Raw genomic sequence first — 13,707 nt, 5'->3', positions numbered from 1 at the left:
GGACAAAAAACGAACTTTTTCATGGACTATTAATGCTTTGTTTATTAGCATCACTACCAGCTTGCGTATAAAAGTCAGAAAAAAGTTCACCTTTATACTTCGTTCCTAACAAAACCTATCGTTGACAAATGGGTTTTAACCTTAAGTTGACACTAATGGCAAGATGCCCACCCCACAATATTGGATAATTTATTTCAGTGTTTTAGAAGAAGAGAAAGCGATCGTTTTTTCAGCCAGGTGTGATGATTCTTTACGTAAATATTTTGCATAAAACAGCATTTTTGATACAAATGCAATCATCTAGATGTAAAATATATATATTTGTTTGCTGAAAATAATTCTTCAAATTTTGAATATACAGAAGAAAATTATTTAACATCTGATAAGCTAATTTGTATGTCTTAACAAGGGATTAATCAATTATATGAGGCTGCTTGAAAATTAATTAGAAAAATTCCTAAAACAGAATTTTCTAATTTAAATTCTCACAAAAATTTTCTAGCGATTGAAATTTTAGCAACTAATTGATTTAGTGGAATATTTGATTTTACAATAATTAAAAAATCTCAAATATTCTATGTTTAAATTTCTCAGATACGTTAGCATTTTTCTCATTATTGCCTGTTTGCTATTTGCTTGTCATGCTTGGGCACCGACCGAATTGAAACGCCCTCCCTTGAAAGTGGAATTTACATCTTTTGTTGGAGAGCATTCAGGCATCATTGCTCAAAAAAAAGGATTCTTCAAAGCCCAAGGCGTAGATGTAGAACTAATTCATAAGCTATACATCCAATTGGAAATAGCAAATTTCAGTGCGGGTAAGTATGATTGTATCATATTGACCTTGGGAGGTCTGATAAACTTGAGTGCCACAAATCCAGATATACAAGGCGTGGCAGTTATAGATGAATCAACAGGAGCAGATGTGGTAGTCGCCCAATCACAAATTCAAACCGTTGCTGACTTAAAAGGGAAAAAACTGGGTGCAAATCTAGGCGGTTTTAGCGAAGTTTTTGTGACTGAGATGTTGAAAAATGCCAACTTAACCAGCGATGATGTGAACTTGCTTAAATTAGAGGCTTCAGAAATTCCTCAACATCTGAAAAATAATGTTATTCAAGCCGGACACACTTGGGAACCCTATCTTTCTGAAGCTATTAAATCAGGGGGACATATCATATTTAGCAGTAAACAAACCCCTGGCTTGATTTTAGATATAATTGTTTTTCGCGGTGATACAGTCCGCGATCGCCCCGAAGACATTCGTGCATTTGTGCGAGGATGGCTGCAAGCCTCGGCTTACTGGAAAGCAAATGTTCAGGAAGGAAATGCGATCGTCAGCAAAGAATTAAAAATTCCTAGTAATACACTCTCTTTGGAAGGAGTAAACCTAACTGATTTAGCTGAAAATCAAAAATTATTTCAATCTAGCAACCCTAACTCCATCTACAAAACAGCCAAGATATATGCAGACTTTTTTATTCGCTCTGGAAACGTGACGCGCATTCCTGAGTTAAAAAGTTTGTTCAATTCTTCGTTCTTGAATCCTCCCTCCTAGTTGAAAGCCATGCAACAGCCTTTTTTAGGTGGCATTCGTAGAAAGTTGATCGCCTCATTTCTCATTGTTGCTTTGATTCCTTTGCTGTTATTGGCATTTACCAACAAACAGACAACTGAAAAAGTACTAACTGACAACGCAAAACAAGCCTTATCTGTAGCGGCTAATGAAACCGCTAATAGAATAGATGCCTTTATTGATACAAATCTCAATGCCGTGCGCGTAGAGGCTATTTTACCAGGTTTGGCACGCTACCTCAGCTTCACTCCAAAACGGCAAGATGACAGCCCAGAAATGCAATTGGCGACAGAAACATTGATTCGTCTCAGTCGCAAAGATATGCTCAATATTCTCTCATACTCTTTGCTCGACTTAAACGGCAAAAATGTATTGGATACACGTACATCGAATATTGGCAAAGATGAATCAGTTGAAAATTATTTTAAAAAGCCCCTGAAAACTGGATTATCTTTTGTTTCTAGTATGAAGCGATCGCCAACAATTCCTGACCTTGTTACCCTCTTTTTTAGCAGTCCGGTTCGCAATGCCAAGGGAGAGATATTGGGTGTATTGCGTGTTTCATACAATGCTACTGTTGTCCAGCAGTTAGTAACTCGACAAACTGAACGGGCTGGGGCAAAATCATTTGCGATTCTTCTAGATGAAAATAATATTTATTTGGCACATAGCACTGCACCAAAACTGCTTTTTAAATCAATTGTGCCTCTGCCTTTGGATGTTGTAACTCAATTGCAACGGCAAGGGCGTTTGCTTAATTCTCCTGTCAAAGAATTAGCAACTAATGAGTCAAAACTTAAGCAAGCATTGGATAATAAACAGTCGTATTTAATTGCATCTTTGTCAGCAACAGGTAATCAGGTTAATCTGATTGCGATCGCTCATTTAAAATATAAATCTTGGTCTGTGTTGTTTGCCCAGCCCCTTGCTGTTGCCCTAGCACCTGTAGAAAAGCAAATTCGGGACGCAATGTTTCTATTTGCAATTATCGCTTCAGTAGTGACAATCATCGCTTTTGCTATTGGGCAACTGCTAACCCAGCCAATAATTTACCTTACCAATATAGTTTTCCAGTTTACCGCAGGTAACTTAGATATCCGCGCCAAAATAACCTCAAAAGACGAAATAGGTCAACTGGCAAAATCGTTTAACAACATGGCACTTCAGTTACAAACATCTTTGGAAACTTTGGAACAACGGGTACAGGAGAGAACAGCAGAGTTAATAATTGCTAAAGAAAAAGCAGAAGATGCAAATCAGCAACTAGAACAACTGGTAAATCTAGATGGTTTGACTCAGGTAGCTAACCGTCGCTGCTTCGATGGACGACTGCAAGCAGAATGGAAACGCCTTGCACGAGAGCAACAACCCCTGTCACTGATTTTATTAGATGTAGATAAATTCAAATCTTACAACGACTACTATGGTCATCTTGGAGGCGATGATTGTCTAATCAGAATAGCGCAAACAGTGCAACAGATAGTTCATCGTCCTACTGATCTCGTGGCGCGTTACGGTGGAGAAGAATTTTCGGTACTCCTCCCCAATACTGACTTAGCAGGAGCAATTAAAGTAGCACAAAGTATTCAGCAAGCAATTCATGCTCAGGCTATTCCCCATGCAAAGTCTGATGTCAAGGATATCGTTACCCTTAGTTTGGGTATTACTTCTGTCATCCCCACTTGTGACATCAAGCCAGATACACTCATCGCTTCAGCCGATAAAGCACTGTACAATGCCAAACAGAAGGGGCGCGATCGCTATTGTACTCATTAGATATAGCCTAACAGTCTTAAAGCTTAACGCTTCGCAAAAGTCCCCATTTTCTCTGCGTTCGCGCAGCGTGTCGCAAGAGAAAGATTTGGGTCTTGGGAACCAGGACTTCTGCCCTTGGAGGGAATGTAATACCAAAAAAACTACGGAGTTTTTGAGGCTATTCCCTATGAATTGGGAAGTTCAGACTTCAGCCCTAGGCAAGTCTGAGTAGTTCACTCAGTCACACTATCCGCAGGCAAAAACTCTTTGAGGGCCTCTGCCTCAGCCGCTTTCACCACTGGCATAGAAAGGGGTACTGAACTAGCGATCGCAAATAACTGTTGTAATTGACTTAGACCTGTCAAACCACCACATAACAATACTTGGTCGCCAACTCGTAAGTCCATACCACCATCAGGATAGCGAATAAACTTGCCATCTCGCCGGATCGCCTGTACTTGTACTCCATATTGCTTGGCGATATCTAAATCTGCAAGAGTTTTACCTAGCGTTGGCGCATCTGCATTGACTGTAACCCACTGACAAGCACTATTTTCTCCGGGAACAGCTGCTTGTCCCTTAGCGAATTCTGCTAAAGCCGCCAGTTCTTCATCAGCTCCCACCACCAGCAAGCGATCGCCTTCTGCTAATTTGGTTTGATTATTGGGATAATCGATTTCATCGCCGTTAGCGCGACGAATTGCCATTAAACTCGCTCCTGTTAAGTAGCGCATATCTGCTTCTTCTATGCTCATGCCAATTAAGGGCGAATTGGATGGTAAAGAATACCAGCGCTGATTTAAATCGCGGGTTGCTTGGCGCAAATCACGAGCAACTTCAGTTGCAGAGCGCTCTGGGCGTAAATCTAAATAATGATCGTTGCGGATTTGCTGCATTTCTCGTTGGACGACAGGTGGCGACAATAAGCCTAAGCCAGTTAATAAATAGGTTGCCATTTCTAAGCTGGCTTCAAACTCTGGTTGCACAACTTCCCTAGCTCCCAATTGATACAGCACCTCAATATTTTTATCCTGGGTAGCACGGACAACTAAATCTAATTCTGGGCGCAATTCCAAAGCCCGTTTCAAGCAAAGACGAGTACTCATGGGGTCAGGGAGTGCGATCGCCATTCCTTTGGCATGATTCACCCCAGCAGTTTCTAAAACGTGTAAACTGACGCAATTACCATAAACATAAGACACTCCAGCCTCGCGCAACTGCTGAATTCTCCTCTCCGATTGGTCGATTACCACCACAGGTAGGTTATGTTGCTGCAACAACTTCACCAAATTCTTGCCGACTCGCCCATAGCCACAAACTACTACATGGTCTTTGAAAGGCAAATCTTCCGATACATCCCGCGCTTCATCTTCTTCTAAGTACGGTTTCAACCAAGGCATTGATTCGGCAAAGTTAAATAAAAATGGCACTAACCGCAGTACAAAAGGAGTCAGCATGAGAGTGACTGCGGTGGTTCCCAAAATTAATAAGTATATTTGTCGCGACACCAGCCCCAAAGACTGCCCTTCACTAGCGAGAACAAAGGAAAATTCCCCAATTTGCGCCAGTCCTAAACCGGCGATTATGGCTGTTTTCAAAGGATAGCGGAACAGTTTCACTAAGGGCGTGATAATCAAAAATTTACCTACGAAAACTATTGCTACCAACCCCAAAATTAATTCCAGGTTGTTCCACAAAAACACTGGGTCAATTAACATCCCAATGGCGGCAAAAAACAAACTGGCAAAGATATCTCGCAGTGGTTCGACATAAGTCAGGGTTTGGTCGGCGTACTCTACCTCAGAAATCATCAAACCCGCGACAAATGCCCCCATCTCAATGGACAGTCCCAAATGCTCTGTCAACAGGGCAATGCCTAAACACAGGGCTACAACCCCTAATAAAAATAGTTCTTTGCTTTCAGTACGGGCTAGCAGTTGCAACAAAGGCGGTATCAGCCAAATCCCCGCAGCTACCGCCCCAGCAGCAAATAAAGCAATCGAACCTAGCGCTGTGAGGACGGCGATGCCAATAGTTTCTGCTGGTTGGTTGAGGGCTGGTAAGACTGCTAACATCAGTCCTAGTGCCAAGTCCTGAACTACCAAAATCCCTAGCATCACTTGCCCGTGGGGCGTTTCTGTTTCGTTGCGCTCCATTAAGCATTTGAGGACAACCGCTGTGGAAGACAGCGACAGAATACACCCCAAAAACATCCCTTTCGCAGGTAAGGCTCCCCAGGCTCCGCTTAACCCGCATACTAAAACCGTGACCAAAATCGTCAAAGCAATCTGGAGTCCACCTCCACCAAGAGCGATCGCTTTTACCTTCTTAAGTTCCGCAAAGGAAAATTCCACACCCAAGGCGAATAACAAAAAGGCGACCCCGAACTGTGCCAGAGTCTCTACTTGAATCAGTTCTTTAATCAATCCTAGTCCCGTTGGCCCAATAACTATCCCGCCAATGAGATACCCTAGCAGCACTGGTTGTTGCAAAAGTGCCGCTAATAGTCCGCCACAGGCTGCAACACCTAGAACTAAAACTAAATCAACAATTAACCGAAAATCTTCTTGCACCAGTTTTAAAAGAACTATTAAGACCTATTAATTCAGGATACAAAGTTTTACGATCTCAAACAGCTTGTTTGCTAAAGGGGTAACAAAATTTGCTTATTTTGAAGGGGGCGGGCAGTAGGTGAGCAGGAAGGATACATCAAGGTTTTTGAAGGTATTTTGAATCACAAGTATCAGAGGTGGATTCATCCAGTTCAAAGACTCGTCAACGGAGTTCAGAGGTGGATTCATCCAGTTCAAAGACTCGTCAACGGAGTTCAAAGGTGGATCCATCCAGTTCAAAGACTCGTCAACGGAGTTCAGAGGTGGATTCATCCAGTTCAAATACTCGTCAACGGAGTTCAGAGGTGGATTCATCCAGTTCAAAGACTCGTCAACGGAGTTCAAAGGTGGATTCATCCAGTTCAAAGACTTGTCAACGGAGTTCAAAGGTGGATTCATCCAGTTCAAATACTCGTCAACGGAGTTCAAAGGTGGATTCATCCAGTTCAAATACTCGTCAACGGAGTTCAAAGGTGGATTCATCCAGTTCAAATACTCGTCAACGGAGTTCAAAGGTGGATTCATCCAGTTCAAATACTCGTCAACGGAGTTCAAAGGTGGATTCATCCAGTTCAAATACTCGTCAACGGAGTTCAAAGGTGGATTCATCCAGTTCAAATACTCGTCAACGGAGTTCAAAGACTTATTATTGCATTATTTAAGACGCATCTCTTCTGGCTCCATGCCCGATGCCCATTAAATTTTAGGCGAACTGAGGGCATTCAATAATAGCAGCGACCACGGCAGTTTAATATCAGGTATGAGCCATGAGTACTTTCTCAGTACAGGCAATGCAGCTGGTAGTACAAAACGTAGAGAGCGTAGGGATGCAGGTCGGTCGCCATTTTCATCTACAAGATTATATTTATGAGCCAGTTCGGCAACAATCTGCACGCGTCCTGTATGGCGGATTATATTTGGCTCACTAGCAAGTGCAGCGATCGCTCGTCCAGTAAATAAGGGAGTTTCCCAGTTGTAGCGATCGCTTAAAAATGAGAAATTATTTTCAGTAGCATTGCTTTGATTTATTTCAGAAGCAAAACGCGAAAAAAGCTCAGTACCAACAATACCCGGCCAAATTGAAACGGAAGCGACGTTATGGGGCTTTAACTCAACAGCCATATTAGCAGCTAGGCGATCACAAGCTGCTTTGCCAACACCATAAACTGTATTAAATAGATAAAACATACTACCCCACGAGGAAATAGTGCAAATTAGTCCAGAGTTACGCTTAGTCATCATCCGAGCCGCAAAAACACTCGCAATATAGTGGCTCCGAAGACCAACGTTGTTGCTAGCATCCCAAAGAGTTGGTTCACAATCCCAAAAGGGCTGTCCATGAGCGTCTTTTAACGCCTGAACTCCTGAATAAGCATTATTTACCAGTAGGTCGAGTTGGCCATTTTGTTCATCTTGAATGCGATCGAAAAGCAAACGCACCTGCTCATCGTCACTGTGGTCTACTTGGACGGGAATACATACACCACCGACTTCCTCAATGGCTGATTTCGTTTCACTAAGACTTCCTGAAACCCCATCACTGGAAGAGTTGTTGAGGCTGCGACCCGTGATGTATACAGTTGCACCTGCTTGACCAAGGCCAATGCCAATTCCCCTACCAATTCCCCGCGTAGCACCTGTTACCAAAGCCACTTTACCTTCAAGGTGTTTCATCAGCACTCATTTCTAATCTTTTACCGTTAAATATTGATTATTACAATATTCTTTCGTAGCAGTGACTGAAACAACTTCTATTTCTATCGGCTTTTCTTTAGTTCCATCGATCAGAAACTCACTAGCTCCTTCACGAGGTTTTTTCGGATTTCCCCAATCATAGGTGTAACCTAAACCTGTCCAAGGATAATGTTCTTGAATACCAACTGCATAAGAAGTTATATATATCTCTTGCAAAACCGGATAACTAGCAGGAATCGGTATATTAAAAACATTACAACTAGAATCATTAATTTCTGGATCGACACATGGTCTACTTAAATCTTCAGCTTTCACCCACATTTCTACAAAATGTGTCTTATTTGAATTTCTATTTAAAATTAAGCCTAAATACTGCTGTAACCTCAGAGAAAGCATAATATTACCAGGAATATTTATGCCGATACCCTTACAGTTTTGACAAAATTCTTTAACTTGAGGAACGGCTGTTAACCAAGTGCGTGCTTCTATACTTTTTTTTGTTCCTACTTTCCAATCCTCATTTGGGTTTTTGACATATTTCCAACTCGCCATCAGATATTCAATTTTACCGTTATTTTCTCTCCACTTGATTTGAGGATTAGTTTTTGATAATAACCAAAGATTTTTTACTACTTTCTCTTCACTCGGTCTTTTTGCATCCTCAATCGCTGCATCTAACTGCTTTTTTAAAGCGTTATAACTTTCTGGTTTATTTTTCTCCAGATACTCATTGACATTTGGGTTAATTTCTGATTGCGTTACTAAATCCTTTCTGAGGTTTGATGTACTCTGTATGGGAATTTCTGTAGCCCGCAAACTAGAATATCCGACTGCCAAAAATGCACCTGTTAAGCCTAAAAATACTTGAGTCTTCAATTTTTTCATCAAAATAATTCTGTGGATTTCCAACAAGAGGGTGAATGTTTCATCCCATGTAAATATGGGTTCAACTCAAAGATTGAATCTGATTTTATATTTATGTTTGGCTGAGATAATATTGTGCTTAATATTTTTAATTAACTCTATCTGTAGAAAAATAAATATCTACGATCTAGTAGTCTGTCACAGCGATTACAACAGATTAATAAAACTCGTAGTCAGCAGAGGACTAGTATTTTTTACTCAGCACTTTCTTTTTCAGGCTGACATATCTGCGACAAGAAGCGATCGCAGTTGAGCTAAACCTAACTTATGCCCGTAAAATTACTGATAGATTTTAGGTAAATAGACCATACCCTACAGACACAGCAATGCTCATTGATATACCCCTACAACATATTACGAGGCAATACTAACAATGTTTTATCGTTTAAACGAGGGGTCTGACCCTCTATTTATCATCTGTATCCACCAGTGGGAAGGGGTTCTGGTCAAGCCATGCTTGTTGGTAATCCGTTTCCGCCTTTATTCACAGGATGACGCTAGCTGAACAAGGGATTAAACTATGGATAATGTCGAGTAATTGTTGCTTTTAACACCACCTAAATAAATTTAATTGTTAAATCTAAAATCTCATCCTGCTATATAAAATACCACTTATGTCAGCGTATCAAGGAAGTTATAGGGAGACCACCGATTTGATTATTGGTGTTCACAACCAAGAAAACCTCGAATTACAAGCAAATTCTGCTCCTGTGGGTGCTCTTGCCACAAGACAAGGAACTTTTTCTACGTTTCTTGCTCCCCTGACTCAGGATACTTTTAAACAGGTGGTTCAGGATGTTGAACAAAAATTACAGATTGTCCATCAAACCCTGTCAATGCTCGATTCTCATGGGTTTGAAACCATTCTGCAAGAAATGTTGCATTCGATTACCTTAAAAACCGGGGAATTACTGGGGGCAGACCGGACGACGATATTTTTATTGGATGAAGAAAAACAAGAACTTTGGTCAATTTTAGCTGAGGGTGAGGGCGGTCGCTCTTTAGAAATTCGCATCCCCGCAAATAAAGGTATTGGTGGTGAAGTCGCCACTTTTAAAGAAGTTATTAATATTCCCTTTGATTTTTATAACGATCCGCGATCGCATTTTGCCCAAGAACAAGAAAAGAGAACTGGCTATCGCACCTACACTATGTTAGCTTTGCCACTCTTAAATGAGCATGGGCAATTAGTTGCAGTAGTACAATTACTGAATAAATTAAAATCTGGGAATAATCATGATGCTCCACTTGCAGAGCGCATTGATACTAAAGGTTTTACCTGTACTGACGAACAATTATTTCAAGAATTTGCCCCTTCGATTCGCCTGATTTTAGAATCCTCGCGCTCTTTTTATGTAGCTACTCAAAAACAAAGAGCAGTAGCAGCGCTGATGAAGGCGATTAAGTCACTTTCTCAAAGCAGTCTCGACTTAGAAGACACCCTAAAGCGGGTGATGGATGAAGCCAAAGAATTGATGAATGCCGATCGCAGTACACTATGGTTAATAGATCGCGATCGTCATGAATTGTGGACGAAAATTACTCAGGATGATGGTTCAACGAAAGAGTTACGAGTCCCCGTAGGTAAAGGTTTTGCTGGGATAGTAGCGGCTTCTGGTAAGAAGTTGAATATTGCTTTTGATTTGTACTACGATCCTGACTCAGAGACAGCCCAACTACTAGATCAGCAAAATGGTTATCGTACTTGTAGCTTACTTTGTATGCCAGTGTTTAATGCCGATCAACAACTGATTGGTGTTACCCAACTCGTCAATAAAAAGAAAACTGGTGATTTTCCCCCTTATAATCCAGCTGATTGGCCGAAAGCTCCCGACTGCTTTCAAGCTAGCTTTGATCGCAACGATGAAGAGTTCATGGAAGCTTTTAATATTCAAGCAGGAGTAGCACTGCAAAATGCCCAGTTGTTTGCCACAGTCAAGCAACAAGAACAAATGCAACGGGATATTCTGCGTAGTCTTTCCAATGGAGTGGTTTCCACTGATAAAACTGGATTAATTATCGCCGCCAATGAAAGCGCCCAACGTTTACTAGGATTGGGAGTAGATGACCGTTTAGAAGGTAAATTAGTTAATGATGTCATTGGCATCAAAGAAGGCGACTTTAGCAAGTGGTATCAGGATGCTTTACATGCAATTGACTTAAAAGGCCGCCAACAATATTACCCCGATCGCACACTTCTAACTACTGGTACAGAACAACATAGTATTAATTTATCGATTAACACAATTGCCGATGCTAGCGACCAAGAGCAAGTCCGGGGGGCGCTGGTGGTGATGGAAGACATCAGTGATGAAAAGCGGCTCAAGAGTACGATGTACCGCTACATGACCCAGGAATTAGCCGAAGAATTGCTGAAATTAGATGATGCTAAACTAGGAGGCGATCGCAAAGAAGTTTCAATATTATTTTCGGATATTCGCGGCTACACCACTTTGACAGAAAACTTGGAAGCAGAAGAAGTGGTGAGTATGCTCAATGAATATTTTGAATCAATGGTGGAGGCAGTATTTAAACATAAAGGTACTCTTGACAAATACATCGGCGATGCCATCATGGCTGTATTTGGTTCTCCTCTACCATTAGAAGAACACGCTTGGATGGCAGTGCAAACATCTTTAGAAATGCGCGTTCGTCTACACGAATTTAATCAACGTCGCTATGTAGATGATAAGCCTAGAATTAAAATTGGCATCGGCATCAATTCTGATACCGTAATTAGTGGGAATATTGGCTCTAGTAAGCGGATGGAATTTACCGCTATTGGCGATGGTGTTAATCTTGGTTCTCGATTAGAAAGTGTCAGTAAACAGTATGGTTGCGATATTATTATTAGCCATAACACCTTTAAACCTTGCCAAGATAATATTTGGGCTAGAGAACTAGATTACATTCGTGTCAAGGGTAGAAACGAACCAGTAGCCATATACGAATTACTGGGTTTGCGTTCCAATCCCATTGAAAGCGAAAAATTGCAAGTGATTGAGCATTATCATAAAGGGCGTGAGTATTACCTCAAGCGGCAGTTTTCTCGTGCCAGAGCAGAGTTTGCTAATGTTTTGGCAGCAGACAGCCAGGACAAAGCTGCTATGCTGCATCTGTTGCGTTGTCAGCATTGGTTACAATCACCCCCAACAGAATCAGATTGGGATGAAGGAGTTTGGACGTTCCAAGAGAAATAAACGTCAATGCATCAAGTTAAATGAATTAACTGGGAAATTTTTCTCATTTAAATATCTAATACTTAGCGTGACAAAGACTATTGTAAAAGTGAGAAACTGAGAAGTTTGCTTACCCGTTGTAGGCATATCCTCGCAAAATACGTAAACCAAGTAGTAATTCCTACTAGTTTAAACGTGTCTTCTATGGCAATAGGGATATTAGGAAATATACTATCACAAATAATTGATAATCCGAAAAACATAATAGCAGATAACAAAATGAGAAATTCAGTTTTCTTCAAGATTGTTTTAAACTTGATAAAAAATATTAATACAAGTGCAATATAGCTTGCATAAAATATACTTTCATTAATATGTAAATAATTGGGAAAGATACTCTCATGAATTAAGAAAAAGTCATCAAAGAGTAGGAGAGATGTCATTACTCCAGAAAATAAAAAGAATGATGAATATTCTTTAGCTCTAATATCTTTTTTGAGTAATGCGTAACTAAAGAGACAGATTGTTGCAGAGGAACACCAAAGCAATATACCAATGTTTGAGAAAAATCCCAGATAAAAAGGTGCATTCATAGTGGCAGATGGATCTCTCGTCAAATAGTCTGTAGATACTTGAGTTTTTAATTTGAGGAAGATTAAAATTAAAGCAAATGGAATAATTGTTATCAAAAATGTTAATAATAAAACTTTGATTTGATGAAGATAACTTGATTTTTGAAAACCTAAGTTTGTCATGAGTTTTTACCTTGATTAATTAGGGCACTTCTCGCAGATTTTTCCAGTTTTTAAAGTATTTATGTTTGAGAATTGAATATCTGCTGTGGAAGTATAATTTTTCTGCTCCTGTAAGATTCCTCTTTGGGATATATAATGTGAAACACTTGATTTACAAGGGTCTAAAATTAAGCAAAGGTTAATGAAATGAAAGGAATAACCTAAAATCATCTCATACAGCAAAAAAATACTCAAGTTTTTTGTGTTTTAATTTTTTAAAGTTTTGATGAAGCTTGCCATCTTAAATTAAGCTGTACTTCTTCACTATTTACTTGGAAAATTACGGAAATTACTTTTTACGAAATCTTAATATTTCTCAACTAAGTTTAAAAAATCTTGGCATTGAGTTCATAATTTAAGAGCGATCGCTTTGTAAAGGTTAGTTGATATTTCTTGTCAAACTGCTGGTGAAGTTAGAAACTAAAGAAATACAAAACACGCAATTATTTTATGACTGCTATTTCTAGCTTTGAATTCAAACGGCCAATTTGGCAAACCGCGATCGTATTGACCTTAGGCTTTTGGCTCAGTGCTAGTCTAGTTTTAGACTGGGTAATTATGCCTAGTCTTTATCTTTCTGGGATGATGAGCCAAGCTGGTTTTACGACAGCAGGCTATACGATTTTTTGGAACTTCAATCGGATGGAATTATTATCTGCGGCTGTAGTATTAAGTGGGGCACTAGCTTTGGGCAAAACCCAATATCACTGGCGTATTGGCAGTATTGTTTTATCTGGGCTGCTGTTAACTATAGCTATGCTTGATACCTATTTCTTAACTCCGCAGATGTGCGCTATCGGAGTTCAACTCAACCTATTTGAAGCCGCTGCTGCTATTCCATCAACCATGAATTTACTACACGGCAGTTATTGGGTACTGGAAGTAGTTAAGCTTGTGGCTGGTGGCACACTTTTAAGCTGGTGCTGGCGGGAGCAATTTTAACTAGATGGATAAGTATAACGGTGAGAATGTCCACTTCTAAATCTCACATTGAAGACGCAAAGAAATTCTTTGCGTCTTTTTGCTACATATATCTTATGGGTTAATGAATGCGATATAGCGTTTACCGACATAGCGAAGTACACCCGTAGGCGCACGGCAGCGAAACGGGCGGTTAGAAACCGCGTCTACACAAACAAAACCCACCTCCGTGGGTTTCAAAACCTTGATTT

9 protein-coding genes are annotated in these 13,707 nt (G+C 40.3%); 4 read left to right on the top strand and 5 right to left on the bottom strand.

The genetic code is table 11. From position 1 onward, the window contains the following. Positions 1-577 precede the first annotated feature (577 nt). Positions 578-1,558 (top strand): ABC transporter substrate-binding protein, encoded by a 981-nt coding sequence (locus tag HWQ44_RS16320; protein ID WP_292720387.1) that lies wholly within the window; start codon positions 578-580, stop codon positions 1,556-1,558. 9 nt (positions 1,559-1,567) lie between these two features. Then, positions 1,568-3,352 carry a diguanylate cyclase gene (locus HWQ44_RS16315; RefSeq protein WP_292720385.1) on the top strand — a complete coding sequence of 595 codons (1,785 nt, stop codon included), beginning with the start codon at positions 1,568-1,570 and terminating at the stop codon, positions 3,350-3,352. Between the two features lie 212 nt (positions 3,353-3,564). Here the strand turns inward: HWQ44_RS16315 and HWQ44_RS16310 are convergent, their stop codons facing one another. The 4 genes from HWQ44_RS16310 to HWQ44_RS16295 all read right to left on the bottom strand — a co-directional run bounded on the left by HWQ44_RS16310 (position 3,565) and on the right by HWQ44_RS16295 (position 8,523). After that, on the bottom strand, positions 3,565-5,904 hold the full coding sequence (locus tag HWQ44_RS16310; protein WP_292720383.1) for a cation:proton antiporter: 2,340 nt from the start codon (positions 5,902-5,904) through the stop codon (positions 3,565-3,567). Between the two features lie 93 nt (positions 5,905-5,997). Then, positions 5,998-6,582, bottom strand: coding sequence for a hypothetical protein (locus HWQ44_RS16305; protein WP_292720381.1), 585 nt, complete (start codon positions 6,580-6,582; stop codon positions 5,998-6,000). 57 nt (positions 6,583-6,639) lie between these two features. Beyond that, entirely contained in the window at positions 6,640-7,617 is a 978-nt protein-coding gene (locus tag HWQ44_RS16300; protein ID WP_292720379.1) for an SDR family NAD(P)-dependent oxidoreductase, read from the bottom strand. Positions 7,618-7,629: 12 nt separating this feature from the next. Then, positions 7,630-8,523: a hypothetical protein gene (locus HWQ44_RS16295; protein WP_292720377.1), complete on the bottom strand. Its 894-nt coding sequence runs from the start codon at positions 8,521-8,523 to the stop codon at positions 7,630-7,632. Positions 8,524-9,176: 653 nt separating this feature from the next. On the opposite strand from HWQ44_RS16295, the gene HWQ44_RS16290 reads away from it, so the two are divergent. Next, positions 9,177-11,762 (top strand): adenylate/guanylate cyclase domain-containing protein, encoded by a 2,586-nt coding sequence (locus HWQ44_RS16290; protein ID WP_292720375.1) that lies wholly within the window; start codon positions 9,177-9,179, stop codon positions 11,760-11,762. A 77-nt stretch (positions 11,763-11,839) separates the two neighbouring features. Here the strand turns inward: HWQ44_RS16290 and HWQ44_RS16285 are convergent, their stop codons facing one another. Next, positions 11,840-12,496, bottom strand: coding sequence for a hypothetical protein (locus tag HWQ44_RS16285; protein WP_292720372.1), 657 nt, complete (start codon positions 12,494-12,496; stop codon positions 11,840-11,842). A gap of 489 nt (positions 12,497-12,985) precedes the next feature. Here HWQ44_RS16285 and HWQ44_RS16280 point away from each other — a divergent pair, with 489 nt between their 5' ends. Continuing rightward, the gene (locus HWQ44_RS16280) at positions 12,986-13,477 is read left to right on the top strand and encodes a hypothetical protein (RefSeq protein ID WP_292720370.1); all 492 of its coding nucleotides are present in this window, start codon (positions 12,986-12,988) and stop codon (positions 13,475-13,477) included. Positions 13,478-13,707 lie beyond the last annotated feature (230 nt).

It is taken from the genome of Nostoc sp. JL34, assembly GCF_017114945.1.
Lineage (GTDB): Bacteria > Cyanobacteriota > Cyanobacteriia > Cyanobacteriales > Nostocaceae > Nostoc.
The sequence above is the reverse complement of the archived record's forward strand: the minus strand, read 5'-3'. Positions and strand labels throughout refer to the sequence as shown.